Raw genomic sequence first — 20,706 nt, forward strand, 5'->3', positions numbered from 1 at the left:
CTCATGCCGAATAGCTATCGGCGCCCCAGAAGGCGCGCGAACGTGGGGGACATCTGGTTGACTTGACGAAGAGGATTTCGAAGATGCGATCATCCCTCAGCGTCATCACATAGCCGAAGAGATGCAGCGGGATCGCAACCAGCAGCATCATGAGATCGTGCGAGAGGAGAAAGCAGACGGACGAGGCGACGCCGTTGAACATGAAATACATGTAAGGCACGCCCATAAGCGTCGGCGCGCGCGTCAAGGCCTTGACGAGCGGCGTGATCAGCGGTTCCTCGAGCTGGCGTTCGTCCATTGGATTTTCCTCACTGCCCGACGGCGGACTGGAAGAAGTCGACGATCTGGGCCGAGCCGAAGACGAGCACGATACCGAAGATCACGCTGCCGGCGATGCCCCAGGTGAGGCGGCCCGACCAGGCGAAGAAGCCGCAAGCAATCACGGCCAGGGTCGCCAGCGCAGTGGCGATCGGTCCGGTCAGCGCGGAGACGAGCTGCGTCAGCGTCGATTGAACCGGCTGCAATGTGCCGCCCGACTGGGCGACCGCCTGATTGGCCAGGACCAGGAGAAGTGCGCCGGCTGGAATGGCTCGCTGGCGCAGCGTGTGTCGTAGTCGCATTTGTTGCTCCTTCATTGGACGTGCATCACGAAACCGTCGCTCCATTCGGAGGCGGCGGGTTGCTCGGCCTCCGCCGCAACCGGAGGCGCGAAATTTCTGGCTGGTTCGATCATGTCGGGTGTGGTTGCGGGGCTTTTGCGCGCGGGCGGGCGGGTGCTGCCTGCCGGATCGGGCCAGGCATAGAAATCGTTCATGACGTCGGCGACGAAGCGCACCGTCTCCGGATAGGGCGGTACGCCACGGCTTTTCTCAACCGCGTCCTCGCCTGCGTTGTAGGCGGCCAAAATGAACAATGGATTCCGGTAGCGCTCATGCAGCGCACGCAGAAAGCGGACGCCGCCGCGCACATTGGCTTCAGGATCGCAAAGATCGACCTTGAACCGGCGCGCCGTGTCCGACGTCAACTGCATCAGGCCGTAGGCGCCCTTTTGCGAGAGCGCCGTCGAAACGTCACGGCTTTCGACCTTGGCGACCGATTGGACAAATTCTGGAGAGAAGGCTTCCTCGTTGGCGACCCGCAGCACAAGCGCCTTCGCCGCATCGATCGGCATCGCCACCGTGTTTTGACATGGGGACTGCGGCGCACCCGTGGAAGACTGCCCAACGACCTCGACCGGACGATCCAGGGGTGCGATGGGTTTGACGCGACCGTCGGCGACCACGATCACGGTCATCGGCACCGTGGGTGAAGTGACGGTAACGGTCTGCGCCAGGGCAGAAACAGCGCTGGCCACTAGCGCACCCCCAACACACATGCTTCTGCGCCGCATTTCGCCTCCGGCATCGATTCACTGTGGACAATATAATAGATATTGCTATGTTGGCAACAGCGAAACGAAGATTGAGCAAACTTGTTATGAGAGCCTTCATGCAGGGAATCGGGGTTCACTTTGCGACCATCGCGGCGGGGCTCGTTTGCCTCGTCCCACCTCAGGCACGAGCCCAAAACGCCTCTTTGGCTGCAAGGTCCTGCTGTGTGCCGCCGCCAGTGCGCCGAGTTGGTCGGAAATTCCCTACTGCGTCCCTGTCATGCATGAACTCTTCCGCAGTCTTGCCCATGGCGGCTCCTGGCCAACCTGCCCGGAAGGCAACGCCGGGGGCCTTGGCCACGAGCCCTACTATCCCTGCCCGGCCGGCATGACGGCGATGCGATCGGGATTGGATGGCAATGCCGGCTTGATTGCCTCGCCGAACGGCAACCTCTGCGCCGACACGAAGAAACCGAGCAACGTCTGCTCATGGGGACGTGACAGCTCCTGCCAGGCGACTTATCCGACAATTCCCCGCCAGCCGCGCAGCGATCCCGACTACGTCGACATATCTACCGGCAACGGCGTGCAGCGATTCTATTTTTCGCTGAGGGGGTACTGATGCGCGGCGCGGCGGCAGCGCTTCTCATTGGCGCAGTCACGGCTACATCGGCGATCGCTCAGCCGGCGGCGAAGGGTTGGTTTCCGGTGCCGCCGACGGCCGTCTACCAGACCGGCGACAGCTGGACAGATGGCGAGACCACCTTTCGCCTGTACGGCGTGCAATCCTGCCTACGTGGCACGAGCTTCACCAATGCCCACGGTCTGAATCGCGATTGCGGTGAAGCCTCGCTCGCCATGCTCATCGCTCTCTCCCGGGATCTGCGGCCGCAGTGCTACGACGCGGCGGAGGCGCCGCAGATGAAGACGATGTTCGTCTTCTGTGTCGCGACGCGCGCAACCGGCGCGGGCGCTGGATCACGCATCGATCTCGGCACCGCGCTGATCTCGACCGGCTATGCCTTCGCCGCATTCAATCCGCAGGGACAGCCGGTGCACGCGCCCTACTTCGTGGCGCAACTCGTTGCCGAGCGAGCCAAGGTAGGCCTCTGGGCCTTTGCCGATCTGCCGGATCCAAACGTGATTATTCTGCACGCCCTCAAATCCCCGACCTCGACTTCAACATCAAAATCCCCTGCGGCAACAACCAGCCCGCCCCCGCGCTAACATCGACCTCGAGCCCACCAAGGAGACCTGCTTTGAGAACGACCAACCTGTTCATCCTGCGCGGCCGCGTCGGCCAGGCGCCGAAGGCCTTCGGCAAAGCCGCGAAAATCAATGTTGCAACCGATCGGGCGTGGACCGACAGCAAGGGCAAGCGCCAGGAAGAGACCGATTGGGTCACGGTGACGCTGCTCAACGAAAAGGTCGCGGAGTGGGCGATGGCCACTGTCGGCAAAGGCGACGCGGTCTATGCCGAATGCCGTATTGCCGACGGCTCCTACAAAAAGGATGGCGAGACCGTCTACACGACGGACATCATCGCCAACGCCTTCCACAAGCTCGATCTAGGCCATCGCGATGACGCAGAGATTTGATGTTGGCGCACGCATGACGTTGCTCGCGATGGCGATCGCGGTGTCCCCACAGGCGAGCGCCCAGTCGCCCTCGATCGGTTCGCCGGGCCTATATCGTCCCAACCAGGCTCTCCAATCGCCACCGTTGCGGGTCGAGGTGCTCGACGGCACGCGGTTCCGCGATATCGAGACGACGGCGATCTATCGCCTCATTGGCATCGACACCTGTGCTCCCGATCAGACCGCACTGCTCGGCCGCCAGCCGTGGCCCTGCGGAACCATGGCAGCGGCTTGGCTGGTAAGGGCTACTTTGAACAAATGGGTTGCCTGCAACATCCTGCGCGAGGAGAACGGGGAGCATCTGGCCCGCTGCGCTGCTGCCGATCACGCCGATATCGGCGCCGATATGGTGCGCGACGGGGTCGCCGTCACGTCGCCGCCGACGAACCGCGATCCAGCAATCCGCGCCTACGCTTCAGCAGAGCAGGAAGCGCGAAAAGCCTACCGCGGATTGTGGTCGAGCACCTTCCAGATGCCATGGGAGTTTCGCGCCAGTCCCGAGCGCCACGCGGCAGTCAGCCGACGGGGCGCGCCGTGATGTCCCCGTTGGCTTTCCTCCCTTTCTGGATCGCGCTCGTCCTGGCGGGGTGCGCCCAACCCGTCGCGACACCCGTCGTCGACGCGACGCTGCTGCCGGCGACGGATCCTTTGTATCGACCTGAAAGGGTCCAGCCCGGGCGGCTCGAATACGCCCCGGATCGTTCGACCTTCGCGCCGGTTCTGACGGAGCGCTTTGCCTACCCGACCCAGCCTCAAGCCAATGACGCCTATCGTCGGCTCGTCGTCCTGGCTCCAGGCGCTTCGCGCCCCTACCCCGCCTCGATATGGCTTTTCGGCTGCAAGCCTGGCGCTCTCGACGCACAGACAGCGCGCGTGACACGCTATCGCGGTCCAGTCGTCCACTGTGCCACGGATTTTCTCGACCCATCGGGGCGACGTGTCAGTCGCCAGACAGTGAACTTCTACTATTACCGCTCGGCCTGGAACATGCAGCCGGTCTACCCGCCGGTCACCGCTGTTCCCTGGCAAACTGGAGAGCACTCGCCCAAGGACAGGTGGTGGTGGGTGCCCGGCCGAACCCGCTACGAATAGCAACGACGCGATCAAGCCGGATGCTGCATGATGGCAGGCAACCGAGAATATATTATATTAGATGTCAAAATGAAAACATATGAAACTCGTCCGAGGACCTTCGACCGATTTGACGTGACGATCGTCGCCGCTGCGCTGGTCTGGCTTGCCGCGACATCATCTATAAGCGCCCAGGAGCGAACGCCCGACCCCTCCGCCTGGCGCAACGTTTCCTATGCGGACATGCAACGGCCATCCGTCGATACCGCAACCTATGCTGATATCTGGAAGGATGCGATCGAAGCAAACAACCGCGCCTATGTCGCTCGCGGCGATACGAGATTTGCGAGCGCCAATGCGCCGGCGGTCGAGGCGCATTTTGTCATCTGGAGCACCAAACGGTCCGTGGTCTTTAGTGTCCTCGATACCGTGACGGGTTGCACACCCAAGGGCGTGCCTGCCGCCGGCGTGGCCGTAAAGCTCTGCCCGCTGCGCATCGCGATCTACGATGGTCTGCTGGTCCGCACGCTGGACGGCGGGCGCGCCTGCTTCCTTGAGATCGAGCCAAAGGTGGTAGGCGGCAATCCCGTCGGTTCGGGCTCTTACGTCTCCTATGACACCAAGACCAAGACGCTGAAGACCGGCACGATCGTCGCCCATCAAGCTGTCGAGGGCTGCTCGCTCACCCTCCCGCTCCCCCCCCTGTGAATTGGCCATGGTTCATCTCTCTCCACCCCTAGCTTGAGGAGTATCGCATGACCCTCCCCCCCATCATCGGACTTGCCCTGGCATGCGCGGTCGCACTCATGCCCACCGCACCGGCCAAGGCCGCCGATGCCACGTTCGCCTACAAGCTCTCCTACCGAAACATCGCCAAGGATCCTGACGGCGTTTGGGCCGGGCCCGCTTTGACGCCGTCATCGACCGGGACCGTCACCATCCATGAATACACGTTGAAGTCAGCACAAGGCGACTGGCTGATATCCCAAATCTGGAACGCTGATTGTGGTTCGGCGACCTGTCCGACACGACTGGTTCGGACATCAGCCGACGGGAAGAAGACCGTCGTGGTCGACGACATGATGCATCAGGTGATCCCGCCGGATGATCCACGTTTTGCGGCTTTGCCGAAATCGGAGGCGCAGGCGGCCTTCGCAAGGGCTCCCTTTCTTCTGAGCGCCGACGGCAAGGAGCTTTTGAACGGCGATTTGAGGTTCGAGATAGGCGGAGAAAAGCCGTGAGGACGCGAACCGCTCTCCGGCAAACCCTGTTTGACGCCGGTTTCATTCTCTCTCTGTCGGCGGCCGCCGCCTTCGCCGGGCAATCGGCCGCGAGCCTCATCGACGCGGGGATGCCAGCGAATTGCGCGAAGTTCGCCGCCCGGGTCTCCGGCAGCGAGGGCAATTTCGGAACGACAAACCAATACGGCTGCCTCGGCGCCTTCCAGTTCTGCCCCGGTACGTTCGAACGCTACTACAGCGGTAGCGCACAGAGCTTTCTGGACGATCCATCGGCGCAGACAGCGGCGTGGACGAAATACGAACAGGATTCCTGGGCTCAGGCGCAGAAGAATGGCTTCGTCTCCCTCGTCGGCCAGCAGGTTTGTGCGGGCGGCCAATGCGCAACGATTGACCAATCGGCGATCCTGATGGCCTGCCAATTCGGCTGCGGCGCCAAGGGCAAGCTTGCCAACTATGCGGCGGGCGGCGACTGTAATGCCCGCAATGTCAAAGACGGTAATGGCGTCAGCGTCTGTTCCTATCTGGTCCGAGGCTCGGGTTACGATGTGTCCTGTTTTACCGGTCAACAATTGTGCGCTCAACCGCAGATCGGTCCTGGCGACTTCCCGACCTCGACGGGTATCGCGGCCAATGCGCCGACCCCCGCCAGCGCGTCGATCGTCGTCGCGCCGCACGATGTCTGACCAACGAGTTGAGGTGATTTTCGTCAGTTCGACTCGGATTCATCGCGCAGGATGAATTCCGAGAACGCTGCAAGCTGCTCTTCCACCGGTGCGCAGAGGTCGCCGCCGCGATAGTGGGCATGGACCAGAGCCCAGAAGACGACTTCGTCAGAAAGTCCGGCAAACAGGGCCTTTAACAGAAGGCGGCCCATGATCGTCACCGCCCGCGGGGAATCGTAACGGGATCTCAGTTCGCTGGCGAGGGTTTTCGTATCGGCAATTCGGATCAAAGCCAGTTCTCCTCTTGCACTATTCTTGGGTTACGCTGCCGCCGGCAGCGGTGCACCCTGGCCGAGGTCGTTCACTCGAAGCAGTTCTCATGGATCGCACGGATGCCCGCCTCTCCTACATTCTCCGGGTGTCAAAACAGGCTCGCCCAAGCTAAGAGCGACGACATCCCGTCCGGCTTTCCGTAGCGAAACGGCGCGGGCTGTCAGGGTATCAGTTTCGGGAGGCCGAGACTGGGAAAGGCGCCTTGAAACAAACATCTCGGCAATTTCTGTATATTGTTGTGCGACGGTCAGCGCAGGAAGCGCTTTTCGTCCCCCTTGACCTTGTCCATTTTCTGTAGCCGGAAGATTTCCTCGACGGGCACGATGTCCTTATGGACGTTCTGCACCCCGCCATCGGCAATGATCCGTCGGAAGGCAGCCTGCATTGCGGTGGTTGCGGCGCGGATCCCGTAGTTGCCATAGATCGTCATTTGGATGTTGGCGAGCGCGCGGATCCGAGTCCCGTCGAGTTCCGGATAGGCGTTGGGCACGATCACAAGCGGGACGATGCCCTTCCAGGCGCGGGAAAAGCATTCGATCTCTGCCGGGTCCTTTTTCTTAGAATGGATCAGGATCATATCGGCGCCGGCCTCGACATAGGCCATGCCGCGCTTTAGGGCCTCCGCTTCGCCCAACCCGGCAATCAGGGCTTCCGTGCGGGCAATGACGAGGAAATCCGGGTCGCTGCGGGTGGAGACCGCAGCTTCGATCTTGCCCTGGAATTCCTCAATACGTAGAAGTTCTTGGCGCCCATCGGCGGCAAGGCTGGTGACTTTGGGGAAGGTCTTGTCCTCGATCACTACGGCGGCCGTGCCCGCCATTTCGTATTCCCGGATGGCATGGATGACGTTCACGGCGTTGCCGTAGCCCGTATCGATATCGGCGACGATCGGCAGCGAGGACTGACCGGCGATCGCCCGCAGCATATCGAGATGCTGGGTCATCGTGATCAGGCTCATATCGCCAAGACCGTAAAGCGCCGAAAGCTCGAAGCCGGAAGCCCAGAGGCCATCGAAGCCGGCCTCTTCGGCCAAGATGGCCGACAGAGGACTGTGGGCGGCCATAATGTGAACAAGGCCGCGTTCGGCCATGCGGTCACGCAGTTGCTTTGCTTTGCTCATAGATACTCTCACTTTCTGACAGGGCTTCGCAGGCTGCAAGAATGCGGTCGCAGGCATGCTGGAGATCCTCGATCGACGCGGCGTAGGAAATGCGGATATAGGGCGAGGCCATGAAGCCGCTGCCCGGCACAACGGCGACGCCGAAATGCTCGACAAGATACATGGCGAAAGCCATGTCGGTGTCGATCACCTTGCCCTGAGGACTGGTCTTGCCGATCACACCGGCGCAATTGACAAAGACATAGAAGGCGCCGTCGGGGGGCCGGCATTTAAGTCCTTGTGCTTCGTTGATCTTCTCGACCACGAGATCGCGGCGATTGCGGAAGCTAAGGACAAAATCGTCGATGTAGTCCTGGTTGCCACCGATCGCTTCGATCGCTGCATATTGCGAGATCGAGCTGGTATGGGACGAGGTCTGCCCCTGGATCGTATTCATCGCCTTGATCAGATCCTTCGGCCCGGCGCCGTAGCCGAGGCGCCATCCGGTCATGGCGCTAGACTTGGAAACGCCGTTGACGGTCAGCGTCCGGCCGATGAGGTCTGGCGCGGCTTCGGCCATCGTCGCGAAACGCACGCCATAAACGAGTTTTTCGTAGATATCGTCTGCGAGCACATGAACTTGAGGATGGCGGCGCAGAACGACGGCGAGCGCCGCAAGCTCGGCCTTGGAATAGACCGCACCGGTCGGATTGTTGGGTGAATTCAGCATCAGCCACTTGGTGCGCGGCGTCATCGCCGCCTCCAGATCTTGCGGCTTCAGCTTGAAGCCGAAACGTTCGTGGCAGGCGACGAGAACCAACTCGCCGCCGGCTAGCCGCACCATGTCAGGATAGGACACCCAGCAGGGTGTCGGGATGATGACCTCATCGCCCGGATCGAGACTGGCGAAGAGCGCATTGAAGACCACCTGTTTGGCGCCGCAGCCGACGGTGATCGCGTCGATGTCGTAGTCGAGGCTGTTGTCGTGCAGCAGCTTCTGACGGATTACCTCACGTAGCGGCTTTACGCCGGCGACAGGCGTGTAGCGTGTCTTGCCCTCACGAATGGCAGCTATTCCAGCTCTTTGCACCACGTCGGGCGTATCAAAATCCGGTTCGCCCTGGCTGAGCGCAATGACATCAATGCCCTTCTCGCGCAAAGCGGCGGCAGCGGCAGTCATAGCCTTGGTTTGAGAGGGACGGACGGCTTGTAGTCTTTTGGCGATGAGTGACATACCACTCTCCTCGAAATTCCGGGTTTATCCCAGAACTAGCCAAAGTAACTGCAACTCGCCAATTACGGCATCGCGTAAAACGAGGATAATGATCGCATTTACAGATGGCATCAGAAGCGCGCGACCTATTTGGCTGGGACGTCTTCCTCCGTCATCTTCCGGCAAAGTCGGGTCAGCCAACGGCAAAAGGCGCGGGCGACATCCGGGTTGTCGCTGCGATCGATTGCATAGGCACGGTACTGCATGCCGCTTGGCGCGCGTGACCCGGCAAGCACTTCCAGAAGGCCCTGCCTGATCAGCTCCGCAACCACGATATGCGGCGTCACCAGCAGGCTCTGCCCGGTCGTTACCGCCGGCAGTGCGAGGTAGTGGTGATCGTAACGGGCGCCTGAGGTGATATCGGATGTCTTCAGGTTCATTCCGCGCAGCCAGGTGGGCAGAATGTCGGGCCGGGACGTCACCGCAATAATCGGGGTGCTCCGCAAGGCCTTGAGGCCGCGGCCAGCGACACAATCCGGCGCCCCGACACAGACGAGTTGCTCGTCATAGACGTCCCAGCGGTCAGCCGGCTCGGTCAACATCAAATCTCGAGTCAACAGTACGTCGAAGCTGTCGGTCGAAGCGGGTGCAGACAAGGTGCTGATGACGTCGACCGTGACGCCGCCCATTTCTTTCGAGAATTCGCGTAGATTGGGGATGAGGACCGTATAGGCGAAGGTGGAAAGCGACGTCCGCACGACGAGACGATTGACGTCCTTCCTGTCGCTGCGACGCATCCGCTTTGCGGTGAAAAGGATCGTATCGAGCGGCTCGGCGACGGCATCGGCGAACAGTCGCCCGAAGTCCGTCAACTGGCTCTGTCGGCCGAACCGTTCGAGCAGCTTTGCCCCGAAATACTCCTCCAGCACTGCAAGGTGGCGGCTGACGGAGCTCTGGGTAATGCCGAGTGTCTTCGATGCCCGCGTGACGCTGTTGTCTCGCGCGACCTGCACGAAGGCCCGCACCGCATTGAGTGAGAGATCCTTTTTCTCGGTCAAATTCGTCTCCTATGAACCGGATGGATACTCATCCAGAATCCCTTAACTGACATCGCAATATTCGATAAATGTCACAACCATGTAACAAAACCGTTCAATGGTCAGCCTCAATTTGAACCTATCAAGGCGATGTTTTTGCACATTGCCGACGGACCGAGGTAACCGATGTCGGCGATAACCATCGAAAAAATAGAAAAGACATTCGGCGCCACCCCCGTGCTGCGCGATGTCTCGCTGAAGATAGCCGATGGTGAGTTCCTGACGCTGCTCGGCCCGTCGGGCTGCGGGAAGTCGACGCTGCTGCGCATCCTCGCAGGCCTCGAGGTGCAAACCGGCGGTTCGATTTCGATTGGCGATCGTGTTGTCGACGGCGTACGTCCGAAGCGGCGCGACGTGGCGATGGTGTTCCAGTCCTATGCGCTCTATCCGCATATGACAGTCGCTCAGAACATGGCCCTGCCCTTGCGTATGCGGCGGCTGTCGGCCTGGCAGAGGTTGTCGATGGTCGGCGGGTTGCTGCCGGGCACCAAGGCGGTATCTGCAGAGATTGAGCTGGATGTGATGCGGACCGCGAAAGCGCTTGGCATCGGCCATCTGCTTGCCCGCAAGCCTGGCCAGTTGTCGGGCGGCCAGCGCCAGCGTGTCGCCGTCGGCCGTGCCATGGTGCGCGAGCCGGCGGTCTTCCTGATGGATGAGCCGCTCTCCAATCTCGACGCCAAGCTCAGAGTGCAGATGCGCGCCGAGATCAAGGAATTGCATAACCGGCTCGGCGTCACCTTCGTCTATGTCACCCACGACCAGTCCGAGGCCATGACCATGTCGGACCGCGTGGCGGTCATGCTCGACGGCGAGTTGCTGCAGGTCGCCCCGCCGCAGGAAATCTATGACGATCCCGACGACCGGCGCGTCGCCGAGTTTATCGGCTCACCCAAGATCAACATGCTGGATGCGAGGCTGCGCGAACACGGACTGGCCGATACGGCCGGCACGAGCTTTTCTATTCCCGGCAATATCGGACCGGGTACAGCCCTGACCCTGGGTATCCGCCCCGAAGCGTTCCATCTCGTCGATGCCGGTGGCCCGAATGTCCTGACCGGCGCGGTCCGGCTGGTCGAGCACATGGGCTCCGATCTCTTCGTCCATCTTAACGTCCCGGGAACCGATCATCCGGTCATTGCCCGGCTCCTCGCCGAACGCGCACCGCAGATCGTCTCGGGCCAGACCCTGCATCTCGGCGTCAAGCCGGAGCGCCTGTTGCTCTTTTCCGCCGACGGACGCCGCCTGCGCGCCCATGACCATGCGGGCGCGACCGTGCTGCGGATGAAGGAGCACGTGCAATGAGCAGCGTCGTTTCCACCGAAATCAAGCCTGCCGGCTCTTCGGCAGGCCGGCACGGCAACCGTAAGGCGCTGCGCAATCACAGGCTGGCCGAGACATTCGCGGCCTGGTCATTGGCCGGACCGGCGCTCGTCCTGCTTGTCGCCCTGTTCTTCCTGCCGGTCTTTGCCGTCTTCGGGATCGCGCTCACCGACTGGCAGTTCGGCGCCAGCAATCTCTCCTTCGTCGGGCTCGGTAACTTCAAGGAAGTTTTCGCCGACGAAAGTTTCCGCGCTTCGCTGGTCAACACCATTTTCTATGTCGCCATCGTCGTGCCCGGCACGATCATCCTCGGCCTTGTGATCGCGTTGCTGATCGAAAGCGGCAAGTCCTTTCGTGCCTTCTACCGGGCCATTCACTTCCTGCCCTTCATGGCAACGCTGACCGCCATGGCGATCGCCTGGGAGGCGCTCCTGCATCCCACCATCGGCCTCGTCAACCAGACGCTGGCCGGACTCGGATTGCCGACTGCAAACTGGCTGCGCGACGAGAACACGGTGCTGCCGGTTCTTGCGGTCATCGGCATCTGGCAGAACCTCGGCTACGCCATGGTGTTGTTCCTCGCCGGGCTCAAGTCGATACCACAGGACCTCTATGACGCCGCTGACATTGACGGCGCTGACCTTTGGCTCGACCGGTTGCGCACCGTCACCCTGCCGATGCTCGGGCCGGTTTCCATGTTCGTCTTCATCGTCGTGGCGCTCCGGGCCTTCGAGACTTTCGACACCGTGCAGATCCTCACCCAGGGCGGGCCGGGGCATGCCTCCGAGATGCTGCTCTACACCCTCTACCGCGAGAGCTTCGAATATCTGCGCGCCGGTTATGGCGCCTCTGTCGCCGTCATCTTTCTCTTTATCGTCGTCGCGCTAACGCTCATCCAGGCCCGCGTGCTGGACAAAAGGGTTCACTACCAATGAGCATCCGTCACCTTGCGCCGCCATCGGCCATTCTTCGCCATGCCGCACTGCTGATCACCGGTGCGCTGATCCTCGTTCCCTTCGTCTGGATGGTCAGCCTTTCGATCAAGCCACCGGGCGAAATCTTCCGTGCGACCTTCAGCTTCTGGCCTGCGCAGTTTTACGGCATCGAGAACTATACCCGGGCGCTGACCGAAGCACCGTTGCCGCAATACATGCTGAACGGCGTCTTCGTCTGTACCATGATCGTGGTTCTCCAGGTCCTCGTCTGCGCGCCGGCGGCCTATGCGCTGGCCAAGCTCGACTTCCCCGGCAAGAACCTCCTGTTCGCGATGGTGCTGGTCGCGCTGATCCTGCCGCATGAGGTGCTGTCGTTGCCGCTGTTCATCCTCGGCTACCAAATCGGCATCCTAAACACCTATGCGGTGCTGATCTTGCCGTACGTCGTCTCGCCCTTCGGCATCTTCCTGTTCCGGCAGTTCTTCAAGAGCATTCCCGACGACGTCATCCACGCCGCCCGTCTCGACGGGCTGTCGGAACTTTCCATTGTCTGGAAGATCATGGTGCCGATGGCGCTGCCGGCCATAATCGCCTTCGGCATCTTCTCCGTTGTCGGCCATTGGAACAGCCTGTTTGGCCGTTGATCGCCGTGCGCGACCAAAATCTCATGCCGCCGCCGCTCGGCATCATGGCCTTCAAAAACGAGGAGGCCGGCAACGATTACGGTCCCCTAATGGCCGCGTCCACCATCGTCGTCGCACCACTCATAATCGCATTCCTCTCCGCACAAAGATGGTTCGTCGATGGACTGACCGGAGGCGCCGTCAAGTAAGTCGATTCAACCAAATTCGGGAACACGCCATGTCTTTAGTCATATGCGGCACCATGGCTGATGCCGCATATCCTTGCCAAGACGGCGTCGCCTCAGGGTTTTTGCTGATCGGCTGCTCGGCGGAGAGTTGGCTGGCCATGTGGTAGTCGCTGTGACGCGGCTGTCCGCTGAACATCGGGCGGCCATTATCACCGCCCGGGAAGTATTGCCGGATGCTGTTTTCAGGCTCGTTATGACGCTAGTAATACCGACGGTCTTGGCTGCTGACTCTTTTGTCATTTTTGGCCGATTTGCGCCCCGTGATTCCCTACTGCCGAAGGAGATTCGGCGATGGGATCAGCGGTGAAGTTGCGGACGGACTTTTCGGCGGGGGAGCTTCGCCGTCTTGCACGGAACTCAAAAGGATGTGCGCCAGAGCAGCCGGCTGTTGTCGATTGCGGCGGTTCTGGACGGCATGAGCCGGGCCGATGCGGCCCGGATCGGCGGGATGGATCGCCAGACGCTGCGCGACCGAACTGGCCGCGCTTGTGGAGAAGGGCCCGGATCGTGCCGTCGATGGCGCCGTTCGCTGGTGGCGGATCGACCTGAAGAAAGCCACCAAGGATCGCTTCGGCATTGATTATGACGCGCGCTATGTCGGGAAGCTGCTGCACAAGCTCGGCTTCTCCCACATAAGTGTGCGGCCGCGTCATCCGGCGCAGGATGCCCATATCATCGAGGAATTCAAAAAAACTGGCCTCGCACGCTGAAGGCGCATCTTTGCGACTTGCCGCCGCGCACGAAGGTGGAGATCTGGTTCCAGATGCTATGAGGGCGGAGATCGTCGAGAGTGGCAGATGTCCGACCTCATGCGAAGGAAGCCATCATGTCCTCGAATACAGTTGACCACGAGAACGTCATCATCATCGCGATCGAACTCAGCCGATCGACATGGCTCGATGCGGAAGGCATGCTGCGCGTGCTTGCGGCCTACCTCAGGGGACCGTCAGGCCTGCAGCATTGTGCGGGTGCTCACACCAGATGAGGAGGACGCCAAACGCATTCACCGCGAGCGCGAGCACTTGGTGCAGGAGAGGCTGCGCATCGAGAACCCGCATCCAAGCATTGTTGTTCACGCAGGGGATACACAATTGGCCTTCTCTGCGCTCATGGGATCGTGATCTTGCAGCCGTCCGGATCGGCGACGGTCGGGAATTGGTGCACCATCTTCGGGCTGAGTTGGACCGTCTGCGTCGCCGGCTCGTCATGACCTTGGAGTTGATTCGGGAGGCCGAAGCTGAACGAGACGAGGCGGCCAACGCGAATCCGAAAGACCAGGCTTCCGGAAAGATTGCAAGCCTGTGCCTTATCCGCGGCGTCGGCGCGAACTTCGCGGCCGTTCTCACGCGCGAGGTATTCTACCGTTCGTTCGACAACCGGCGGCAAGTCGCCAGCTACGTCGCCATCACTCCGATGCCTTACCAAAGCGGCGGCGGGATCGGCGGATCGGTCGGGCTGGGAACCCACGCGCGAGAACGACGATGATCCAGCTTGCCTGGCTCTGGCTTCGCTACCAGCCTGGCAGCGACCTGGCCAAATGGTTTCGCGATCGCGTCGGTACGCTGACCGGACTTACGCGACGGATTGCGATCGTGGCGATGGCGCGAAAGTTGTTGACTGCACTCTGGCGCTACGCCGAAGACGGGGTGGTGCCGGCAGGCGTCGATATCCGTGCGGAGGCCGCAATCGCAGCATAGACAAACAGGATTGCCGCTGACCATACTCTGGTCGGCTGCGATACGGGGAGTGCGACCGTCTTCTTCTTTAGCAGTTCATACTGCCGCGTTTCAGGTGGGTCGCGTCTCGCCGGGGCTACGCCTCGTGCAAGAGGCATTCTGGTGCGCGCCCATTGTTGTGGCCCGACCGTATGTAAGGTGACGCAGTTGTAGCTGCGAGACACAGACGCCCCGGACCCTATCGTGCCGAAGCAGGATCATCCTCAACCGGAGAAGACACATTCAATAATCGCGTTGACAGTCGAACCCTCATGTAAGGACGAAGCAAGGATCGGCCAGAAGAACGGGATTGCACGGCAGTGGGCCAGACGCGGCACGCGGCCGCGACAGCCGGCCGACCAGCGCTACAAGAGCGCCGACCTATTAGGCGCAATCTGCCCGGCACGTGGTACCGGGGCGGCTCTCGCACTGCTGTTTGCCGATACCGAGGCCATGCAACTCCATATCAACGAGATCAGCCGCCATGTCGAAAAGGGCGCCGATGCGTACTCATCATGGATCGTGCCGGGTGGGCACACCAGATTTTGCGTCTCCAGGACATGGAAGCCGCAAAAATCACTGAAGAGCGCTTCCTGAGATAGCCGGTCACGACGGGCGGGCGGCGATCACTGTGATTTCGACCAGCGTCCCAGCCGACAGGACTGCCTGGACGCAGCAGCGTTGGGGCCAATGGTTCGGGTCATCGCCAACCCACGCCCCCCACTCGGCATCGAACTCTTTCTTCTGCTCGAGGTCCGACAGCAAGACATTTACGGAGATCAGGTAGCGTTTGTCCGTCCGAAAATGCGCGAGGACGCCCTCGATCTTGCTGAAGCTCGCCTCGATCTGCCTTTGCAGGTCGAGGGTCTTGTCGTCGGACGTCGCAACAGCCCAGACGAGGTTGCCGAATGCGGATCCCGAGCTGCGTCCGGGAGCGACCCCCGGCGCACGCTCTATCGGAAACGAACTATTCACCCCGCCCTCTCTTTCGACGTTTCGACAGATGAAAACTCAAAAATAAGGAACTTTCTCAACAACTGTGCTTGAATACCAACCTAGCGGCTGATCACCCTGCCACCCACCGCTCCACGGCTACGCTAGACCGGCAGGTCTGCACCTTCTTTTCTTCAAAAATCATGCCAGAAAAGACATTGTGAACAAATGATATTTGAAATTTAACGGGTTGACTGCGGACAACTCCACGCAGATTCTAGTGACACTTACAACCGCGGCACAAATATCCTCGGCAATTGTGGAGCCGCCGAATGGACACGATTCGACCAAAAAACTCCCGAACTTACGATATCGTTATCGTAGGGGGTGGTATTGTTGGTCTGTGCATTGGATATGGCCTCTCCAAGAGCCAGCTGAGTGTCGCAATACTTGACGGGGACGATGCAGATTTCAGCGCCTCGCGCGGAAATTTCGGAATGATCTCCATCTCGAACAAAGGGTTCAACAATATCCCCTATTTTCGCCTTTCGCTGACGTCTCGGAAACTATGGCCCTTGTTTGCGGAGGAGATCCGCAAATGTTCCGGCATCGATCCCCATTTCGACGCTCGCGGCAAGGTCTATTTGTGCTTGGGAAAACGGGAACTCGACGACCAGAGAAGACATGTTGAAGAGTTTTCGCGACGCGCGGGGGTAGAGTACCGGAACGAGATTCTCGACAGGGACGACGTTGACGAGTTGTTGGGCCATGTCGGTCTGGGCGAGACCGTAAGTGGGGGATCCTTCAGTCCGCTGGACGGATCCGTCGAGCCCTTGAAATTCTATTCCAGCCTCCTCCAGGCCTACCGTGTTAGCGGTGGGCACTATCTCTCCGGTCACATCGTTGAGCGCGTTGTTCGCGACACCACCTCCTTTCTCGTGACAACATCAGCGGGCCAGTTCTCGGCTCCGAAAGTGGTAATCGCAGCTGGCCTAGGCATCCCGCCTCTCGCCGAACAGGTCGGGCTTCGGGTGAAAGTCCGTCCGGAACGCGGCCAGATCATCGTGACCGAAAGGATCGGCCAGGTCTTCAATTACCCGATTAGCGGCTTCTTGCGACAGAACGTCGAAGGCACGGTTATGATCGGCAGCTCGAGCGAATATGCCGGTTGCGACGATCGCACCACGGTCGAAATCCTGAAGGAGCTCGCGAAAGGCGCGGTCGAGAGACTGCCCTTGCTGCGATCCGTGCAAATTAACCGGTGTTGGGCGGCTCTCAGGCCGCGTACGCAGGACGGCTATCCGATCTATCAGGAATCAGGCGAGCAGCCGGGGGCCTTCGTTGTCTCGTGCCACAGCGGTATTACTCTATCGGCTCTGCATGCGCGTCTCCTGCCGCAGTGGATCATGGAGGGTGCAAGGGACCGCCTTCTCGAGCCGTTCGGAATGGAAAGGTTGCGTGATGAACGACCGGCATGATGCCACCAATCAGATCTCCTCCATAAGTTTGGACTTCGAAGGCAATACCATTCCCGCCCGGGAAGGAGAGACCGTAGCCACAGCCCTTCTCGCCGCCAATCCGGGCTACACGGGCACCAGCCCGGTGAGTGGACGCCGTCGTGGTCCGTACTGCCTGATGGGCGTCTGTTTCGAGTGTCTCGTCGAAATCGACGGCGTTCCAAATCAACGCGCTTGCTTGGTGCCGGTGCGGGAAAACATGATTGTCCGCAGACAGAACGGACTTCGGCCGCTCGACCCGAGGGGGGTGAAGAAATGAGCCCGGATATCGTCGTCATCGGTGCCGGTCCCGCCGGCATGGCCGCGGCAATCAAAGCGGCCGAGTTCGGGCTGTCCGTGCTGGTCCTCGACGAACAACCTGCTCCCGGGGGGCAGAGGTTTCGCGCGATCGAAATGGCGGAGCGACGGGCAACGGGAAGCGGAGGCGCCCTGGATAAGGACGAAGCCCACGGAGCATTGATCGCGAGACGTTTTCAGGAAAGTGGCGTCACTTATTTGGCACAGGCGTCGGTCTGGGACGTGGCAGCCGATCCATTCGAGGTTAGCTATTTGCACCAAGGCAGCAGCGTTTCCGTACGGCCTGAAGCCATCGTCGTTGCGACCGGCGCCCTTGAGAGACCCGTGCCGATACCCGGTTGGACGCTGCCTGGCGTGATGACTGCGGGAGCCGCCCAGCTAATGCTGAAGGATTCTGGACGCATTCCCAAGGGGCGCGTAGCGCTGTTGGGATGCGGGCCGCTCCTCCTTCTTGCGGCAAAGCAGCTTTTGGACGCGGGAGCCGACATCGTCGCGCTGCTCCAGACGACGACCTTCGTCGATTTCCTTCGAGCGACGCCTAATCTTCCGAGCGCATTTCTGGCACCGAAGGTTCTGTTGGAGGGATTGAAGCTGCTCGGTCGCACGATCGGAATCAACGCTGCCGCCTCGCTGCAAGGCGCAAGAATTCTCGGAGGAGACCGCGTGACCGGCATTGAACATACGATCGGTCGACGTACAACGACCCTGGAGTGCGATGTCGTCCTCATGCATTTCGGCGCCATCCCCAATACCCAGATCACGCGATTGGTCAGGGCCGACCACATGTGGAATGGCCGCCAACTATGCTGGCAGGCGATGACCAATGCCTGGCAGGAAACATCGATCCCGAACTTGATGGTGGTCGGCGATGGAGGTGGCATTTTTGGCGCAGACGCGGCCGAACTGTCCGGCCGGCTGAGTGTTTTGAAGATCGCATCTCAGCGGCGGGCGATACCGGAAGCCATAAGAGATAGGCTCGCTCATGATCTCAGGATGAAACACAGTAGGCTTGCCCGCGCGAGGGCATTCTTGGACGTAGTGTACCGGCCACCCGAGGGTTTCCTGCGACCGAGCACCGACGTGATGGTCTGCCGTTGCGAGGAGGTCATGGGACGCGACATCGAAGCCGCGATCGCAAGCGGTGCTTCGGGCATGCGGCGGCTCAAGGCGCATACACGCTCGGGCATGGGCCCCTGCCGTGGCCAGATGTGCTCGATGGCGACATCCGCGATCTTGAGCGGGCAATCGGGTGTCGAATTCGGCAGTCTTGAACCCGCGACGGTGCGACCGCCGCTTCGTCCTTTGACACTCGGGCAACTCGCCTCGACGAAGCACTACCACTCTCATGTTCGCTGCACCACCAACGGATAAAGCCGGTCCGTGCGCGCCTCGGCCTTGCTGCGCAGCCCGGCGAGGCAGACGAGCAGCCCGGCACTGTCACCGCCGGCGACCATGTGGCGCGACATCTTCTCGCTGCCCGGTACAATCGAGGTGACTAGCCAGGTCGATCTGGACAGCTCCAGCGAGACGAAGATTGCGGCAAGATCCACGCGGACAGCGGCTTGTAGCTCGGATTGATCGGCGGTCGAAAGATGCATGAGGCCTCCAAAGAGCGAGTTGCGATGGCCCACTCTGCCAGAGTGCGGGCCACGATCCACTCCCCATGGGATCTGCCGGACCTGCGAGACGGTGGTGCAGGCGCCGTCTCCGAAGCGGCTGATCGCCGGCGGTTTGCCAACCGAGGCGACGGTCGCTCTGGGCTGGTGTCCAAATAATACTAATATAAGTCGGCCCTGAATAAGTAACCGGGGCAGATTTCCGGGCGACGGGGGTTTGCAGGCAGGCGCGTTTATGATTCACGCTTTGCGTGGCTCTGACGAATGATTCGCTTGAAGGCTTGTCGCTGACGGAACTCCGCGGGCTGGTTGAGACGCTGATCGGCTCAGTGCGGGGGCTTCAGGGGCAGGTTGAGAGCCTTGAGGTCGAGAACCATGTTCTGCGCGCCGAGAACTAGCATTACAGTTGCATATTTATCTATATTCTGAATCTATGGGTCTCCATGATTCGGAGGTCATGGATGACGGGTGCATCAATCGAGACGACGCTTGAGCTTTGGGCATCATCGCTGCGTGACGTGAAGGCTCGTATGCGCGGACTGTTTACGCAGGAGCGAGTTCCAGCCTCTGCGAACCTCTTCCTGGACGGCCTGCTGGGTGACAAGCGGCGGAAGACAGGTTGGATGCGCGCTGAGGCGGCCGGTGATCCCGGCCCGTGGCGGCAACAAGCCATTCTGGGTCGCGGACGTTGGGACGCGGATGGACTTCGCGACATCGTACGAGAGTATGTTGTAGAAAGCCTCGGCACAGATGATGCGGTCCTGGTCATCGACGAGACGGGCTTCCTCAAGCAGGGCAAGACATCGTGCGGTGTTGCGCGTCAATATACAGGTTCGGCAGGCAAGATAACGAACTGCCAGATCGGTGTGTTCGCCGCCTATGTGTCCGCTCGCGGTCATGCCTTTATCGATCGGGCCCTGTACTTGCCCAAAAGCTGGACCGGCGATCGGGCAAGGCTTGCAGCAACCCATGTTCCTGAGGCTATAGCCTTCGCCACCAAGCCAGGCTTGGCTGTCGATATGATACGGCGTGCGCTGGCAGCCGATGTGCCGTTTTCATGGGTGGCCGCAGATGCGGTGTATGGCGTCGGGAACGTCGAAGGAACCCTGCGCCGAGCCTGCAAAGGCTACGTTCTTGGGGTTAAATCGGATCACCATTTCGGCTCCTGGTCGGGCAAGCCTTCGGTCGCCGGCACAGCTCAGGAGATCGCCCGTGACCTCGATCCAAGTGCATGGCAGCGTCTTTCCGCCGGTGATGGCACCAAAGGCGCGCGGCTTCATGACTGGGCCTACTGCGAACTCGCCGATCTCGATGCCGACGAATATAACGAGACAAAATCGGGGCTTTGGACCCGTGGCCTCCTGATCCGGCGCAATATCAGCGATGGTGATCTCGCATTCTTCACCACATGGTGCCCAGCCGGGACGGGCATCCAGACGCTCGTTTCCGTTGAAGGCCATCGCTGGGCAATCGAAGACAGCTTCGAGACCGCAAAGAACGAGCTCGGACTCGACCACAACGAAACCCGGTCATGGCATGGCTGGCATCGCCACGTTTCCCTCGTCATGCTCGCCTTCGCCATGACGGCGGTGATCCGGTACCGCGCCAACGACGTGACGCCCCAAAAAAGACCACGGATACCGACCATCAGGATTTGATCCGCTGGTCTATCCAGGAAGTCCGGCGCATCGCCATCAGACTCGCCCAGCGTCGCATAGACCCCGCCTACGTCATCGCATGGTCATGCTGGAGGCGCGCCCATCAGGCGGCCGCTCGACGA

The 20,706-nt window shown here is 60.8% G+C and carries 23 protein-coding genes and 4 pseudogenes; 18 read left to right on the top strand and 9 right to left on the bottom strand.

Annotated elements, in window-relative coordinates:
* Position 1: 1 nt before the first annotated feature.
* From AC0V7N_RS36540 to AC0V7N_RS36550, 3 genes are read right to left on the bottom strand one after another with little or no spacing between them, the layout of a single operon-like run.
* Positions 2 to 298 carry a VirB3 family type IV secretion system protein gene (locus tag AC0V7N_RS36540; RefSeq protein ID WP_183455121.1) on the bottom strand — a complete coding sequence of 99 codons (297 nt, stop codon included), beginning with the start codon at positions 296 to 298 and terminating at the stop codon, positions 2 to 4.
* Between the two features lie 10 nt (positions 299 to 308).
* Positions 309 to 620, bottom strand: coding sequence for a TrbC/VirB2 family type IV secretion system protein (locus tag AC0V7N_RS36545; protein ID WP_475461717.1), 312 nt, complete (start codon positions 618 to 620; stop codon positions 309 to 311).
* 11 nt (positions 621 to 631) lie between these two features.
* Positions 632 to 1,354, bottom strand: a complete 723-nt coding sequence (locus AC0V7N_RS36550; RefSeq protein ID WP_496628325.1) for a transglycosylase SLT domain-containing protein — start codon at positions 1,352 to 1,354, stop codon at positions 632 to 634.
* Positions 1,355 to 1,649: 295 nt separating this feature from the next.
* On the opposite strand from AC0V7N_RS36550, the gene AC0V7N_RS36555 reads away from it, so the two are divergent.
* From AC0V7N_RS36555 to AC0V7N_RS36590, 8 genes are all read left to right on the top strand, one after another.
* On the top strand, positions 1,650 to 1,991 hold the full coding sequence (locus AC0V7N_RS36555; protein ID WP_496628326.1) for a hypothetical protein: 342 nt from the start codon (positions 1,650 to 1,652) through the stop codon (positions 1,989 to 1,991).
* Complete coding sequence (locus AC0V7N_RS36560) at positions 1,991 to 2,596, top strand: thermonuclease family protein (protein ID WP_496628327.1); 606 nt, start codon at positions 1,991 to 1,993, stop codon at positions 2,594 to 2,596. The genes AC0V7N_RS36555 and AC0V7N_RS36560 overlap by 1 nt, the downstream gene beginning before the upstream one ends.
* Before the next feature lie 32 nt (positions 2,597 to 2,628).
* Positions 2,629 to 2,967 carry a single-stranded DNA-binding protein gene (locus tag AC0V7N_RS36565; RefSeq protein ID WP_496628328.1) on the top strand — a complete coding sequence of 113 codons (339 nt, stop codon included), beginning with the start codon at positions 2,629 to 2,631 and terminating at the stop codon, positions 2,965 to 2,967.
* Between the two features lie 13 nt (positions 2,968 to 2,980).
* Positions 2,981 to 3,544, top strand: coding sequence for a thermonuclease family protein (locus tag AC0V7N_RS36570; RefSeq protein ID WP_496628329.1), 564 nt, complete (start codon positions 2,981 to 2,983; stop codon positions 3,542 to 3,544).
* Positions 3,544 to 4,098 (top strand): hypothetical protein, encoded by a 555-nt coding sequence (locus AC0V7N_RS36575; RefSeq protein WP_496628330.1) that lies wholly within the window; start codon positions 3,544 to 3,546, stop codon positions 4,096 to 4,098. Before AC0V7N_RS36570 ends, AC0V7N_RS36575 begins: the two co-directional genes overlap by 1 nt.
* A 114-nt stretch (positions 4,099 to 4,212) precedes the next feature.
* The gene (locus AC0V7N_RS36580) at positions 4,213 to 4,785 is read left to right on the top strand and encodes a hypothetical protein (RefSeq protein WP_496628331.1); all 573 of its coding nucleotides are present in this window, start codon (positions 4,213 to 4,215) and stop codon (positions 4,783 to 4,785) included.
* A 47-nt stretch (positions 4,786 to 4,832) separates the two neighbouring features.
* The gene (locus AC0V7N_RS36585) at positions 4,833 to 5,318 is read left to right on the top strand and encodes a hypothetical protein (RefSeq protein WP_496628332.1); all 486 of its coding nucleotides are present in this window, start codon (positions 4,833 to 4,835) and stop codon (positions 5,316 to 5,318) included.
* Positions 5,315 to 6,001 (top strand): acyltransferase, encoded by a 687-nt coding sequence (locus AC0V7N_RS36590; protein WP_496628333.1) that lies wholly within the window; start codon positions 5,315 to 5,317, stop codon positions 5,999 to 6,001. Before AC0V7N_RS36585 ends, AC0V7N_RS36590 begins: the two co-directional genes overlap by 4 nt.
* Positions 6,002 to 6,024: 23 nt before the next feature.
* Here AC0V7N_RS36590 and AC0V7N_RS36595 read toward each other — a convergent pair whose 3' ends face one another.
* From AC0V7N_RS36595 to AC0V7N_RS36610, 4 genes are all read right to left on the bottom strand, one after another.
* Positions 6,025 to 6,270 (bottom strand): hypothetical protein, encoded by a 246-nt coding sequence (locus AC0V7N_RS36595; RefSeq protein ID WP_475460744.1) that lies wholly within the window; start codon positions 6,268 to 6,270, stop codon positions 6,025 to 6,027.
* A 290-nt stretch (positions 6,271 to 6,560) separates the two neighbouring features.
* Positions 6,561 to 7,433, bottom strand: a complete 873-nt coding sequence (locus AC0V7N_RS36600; protein WP_496628426.1) for an isocitrate lyase/phosphoenolpyruvate mutase family protein — start codon at positions 7,431 to 7,433, stop codon at positions 6,561 to 6,563.
* Positions 7,408 to 8,646 carry an aminotransferase class I/II-fold pyridoxal phosphate-dependent enzyme gene (locus AC0V7N_RS36605; RefSeq protein ID WP_496628334.1) on the bottom strand — a complete coding sequence of 413 codons (1,239 nt, stop codon included), beginning with the start codon at positions 8,644 to 8,646 and terminating at the stop codon, positions 7,408 to 7,410. The genes AC0V7N_RS36600 and AC0V7N_RS36605 overlap by 26 nt, the downstream gene beginning before the upstream one ends.
* A 125-nt stretch (positions 8,647 to 8,771) precedes the next feature.
* Positions 8,772 to 9,683 carry a LysR family transcriptional regulator gene (locus tag AC0V7N_RS36610; RefSeq protein ID WP_496628335.1) on the bottom strand — a complete coding sequence of 304 codons (912 nt, stop codon included), beginning with the start codon at positions 9,681 to 9,683 and terminating at the stop codon, positions 8,772 to 8,774.
* Positions 9,684 to 9,848: 165 nt separating this feature from the next.
* Between AC0V7N_RS36610 and AC0V7N_RS36615 the strand changes: the two genes are divergently transcribed.
* From AC0V7N_RS36615 to AC0V7N_RS36640, 6 genes and pseudogenes are all read left to right on the top strand, one after another.
* On the top strand, positions 9,849 to 11,024 hold the full coding sequence (locus AC0V7N_RS36615; RefSeq protein ID WP_496628336.1) for an ATP-binding cassette domain-containing protein: 1,176 nt from the start codon (positions 9,849 to 9,851) through the stop codon (positions 11,022 to 11,024).
* Between the two features lie 68 nt (positions 11,025 to 11,092).
* Positions 11,093 to 11,977, top strand: coding sequence for an ABC transporter permease subunit (locus tag AC0V7N_RS36620; protein WP_496628427.1), 885 nt, complete (start codon positions 11,093 to 11,095; stop codon positions 11,975 to 11,977).
* A pseudogene (locus tag AC0V7N_RS36625) lies at positions 11,974 to 12,809 on the top strand (carbohydrate ABC transporter permease). Before AC0V7N_RS36620 ends, AC0V7N_RS36625 begins: the two are co-directional and overlap by 4 nt.
* A gap of 467 nt (positions 12,810 to 13,276) precedes the next feature.
* Positions 13,277 to 13,558 (top strand): winged helix-turn-helix domain-containing protein, encoded by a 282-nt coding sequence (locus tag AC0V7N_RS36630; protein ID WP_496628337.1) that lies wholly within the window; start codon positions 13,277 to 13,279, stop codon positions 13,556 to 13,558.
* Between the two features lie 185 nt (positions 13,559 to 13,743).
* Positions 13,744 to 14,545: pseudogene (locus AC0V7N_RS36635) on the top strand (transposase); the annotation flags it as partial.
* Between the two features lie 294 nt (positions 14,546 to 14,839).
* Positions 14,840 to 15,096 (top strand): annotated as a pseudogene (locus AC0V7N_RS36640) (transposase); the annotation flags it as partial.
* Positions 15,097 to 15,169: 73 nt separating this feature from the next.
* On the opposite strand, the gene AC0V7N_RS36645 reads toward AC0V7N_RS36640, so the two are convergent.
* Complete coding sequence (locus tag AC0V7N_RS36645) at positions 15,170 to 15,538, bottom strand: Rid family hydrolase (RefSeq protein ID WP_496628338.1); 369 nt, start codon at positions 15,536 to 15,538, stop codon at positions 15,170 to 15,172.
* Positions 15,539 to 15,828: 290 nt separating this feature from the next.
* On the opposite strand from AC0V7N_RS36645, the gene AC0V7N_RS36650 reads away from it, so the two are divergent.
* The 3 genes from AC0V7N_RS36650 to AC0V7N_RS36660 are packed head-to-tail and all read left to right on the top strand — an operon-like array spanning position 15,829 to position 18,681.
* Positions 15,829 to 16,974 carry an FAD-dependent oxidoreductase gene (locus tag AC0V7N_RS36650; protein WP_496628339.1) on the top strand — a complete coding sequence of 382 codons (1,146 nt, stop codon included), beginning with the start codon at positions 15,829 to 15,831 and terminating at the stop codon, positions 16,972 to 16,974.
* Entirely contained in the window at positions 16,958 to 17,272 is a 315-nt protein-coding gene (locus tag AC0V7N_RS36655) for a 2Fe-2S iron-sulfur cluster-binding protein (RefSeq protein WP_496628340.1), read from the top strand. The genes AC0V7N_RS36650 and AC0V7N_RS36655 overlap by 17 nt, the downstream gene beginning before the upstream one ends.
* On the top strand, positions 17,269 to 18,681 hold the full coding sequence (locus AC0V7N_RS36660) for an FAD-dependent oxidoreductase (protein WP_496628341.1): 1,413 nt from the start codon (positions 17,269 to 17,271) through the stop codon (positions 18,679 to 18,681). Before AC0V7N_RS36655 ends, AC0V7N_RS36660 begins: the two co-directional genes overlap by 4 nt.
* Here AC0V7N_RS36660 and AC0V7N_RS36665 read toward each other — a convergent pair.
* Positions 18,669 to 18,908, bottom strand: a pseudogene (locus tag AC0V7N_RS36665) (IS110 family transposase); the annotation flags it as partial. The gene AC0V7N_RS36660 and the pseudogene AC0V7N_RS36665 overlap by 13 nt on opposite strands.
* Before the next feature lie 461 nt (positions 18,909 to 19,369).
* On the opposite strand from AC0V7N_RS36665, the gene AC0V7N_RS36670 reads away from it, so the two are divergent.
* Entirely contained in the window at positions 19,370 to 20,584 is a 1,215-nt protein-coding gene (locus AC0V7N_RS36670) for an IS701 family transposase (RefSeq protein WP_496628342.1), read from the top strand.
* The last annotated feature ends 122 nt before the right edge of the window (positions 20,585 to 20,706 follow it).

Source organism: Mesorhizobium kamtschaticum, from assembly GCF_056174585.1.

Bases quoted from the DNA above. Each gene is read 5' to 3' on its own strand.
- AC0V7N_RS36540 (WP_183455121.1), bottom strand. From the start codon at position 298: ATGGACGAACGCCAGCTCGAGGAACCGCTGATCACGCCGCTCGTCAAG.
- AC0V7N_RS36615 (WP_496628336.1), top strand. From the start codon at position 9,849: ATGTCGGCGATAACCATCGAAAAAATAGAAAAGACATTCGGCGCCACC.
- AC0V7N_RS36600 (WP_496628426.1), bottom strand. From the start codon at position 7,433: ATGAGCAAAGCAAAGCAACTGCGTGACCGCATGGCCGAACGCGGCCTT.
- AC0V7N_RS36605 (WP_496628334.1), bottom strand. From the start codon at position 8,646: ATGTCACTCATCGCCAAAAGACTACAAGCCGTCCGTCCCTCTCAAACC.
- AC0V7N_RS36570 (WP_496628329.1), top strand. From the start codon at position 2,981: ATGACGTTGCTCGCGATGGCGATCGCGGTGTCCCCACAGGCGAGCGCC.
- AC0V7N_RS36630 (WP_496628337.1), top strand. From the start codon at position 13,277: ATGCGGCCCGGATCGGCGGGATGGATCGCCAGACGCTGCGCGACCGAA.
- AC0V7N_RS36560 (WP_496628327.1), top strand. From the start codon at position 1,991: ATGCGCGGCGCGGCGGCAGCGCTTCTCATTGGCGCAGTCACGGCTACA.
- AC0V7N_RS36650 (WP_496628339.1), top strand. From the start codon at position 15,829: ATGGACACGATTCGACCAAAAAACTCCCGAACTTACGATATCGTTATC.
- AC0V7N_RS36655 (WP_496628340.1), top strand. From the start codon at position 16,958: ATGAACGACCGGCATGATGCCACCAATCAGATCTCCTCCATAAGTTTG.
- AC0V7N_RS36660 (WP_496628341.1), top strand. From the start codon at position 17,269: ATGAGCCCGGATATCGTCGTCATCGGTGCCGGTCCCGCCGGCATGGCC.
- AC0V7N_RS36585 (WP_496628332.1), top strand. From the start codon at position 4,833: ATGACCCTCCCCCCCATCATCGGACTTGCCCTGGCATGCGCGGTCGCA.
- AC0V7N_RS36555 (WP_496628326.1), top strand. From the start codon at position 1,650: ATGCATGAACTCTTCCGCAGTCTTGCCCATGGCGGCTCCTGGCCAACC.
- AC0V7N_RS36670 (WP_496628342.1), top strand. From the start codon at position 19,370: ATGATTCGGAGGTCATGGATGACGGGTGCATCAATCGAGACGACGCTT.
- AC0V7N_RS36545 (WP_475461717.1), bottom strand. From the start codon at position 620: ATGCGACTACGACACACGCTGCGCCAGCGAGCCATTCCAGCCGGCGCA.
- AC0V7N_RS36575 (WP_496628330.1), top strand. From the start codon at position 3,544: ATGTCCCCGTTGGCTTTCCTCCCTTTCTGGATCGCGCTCGTCCTGGCG.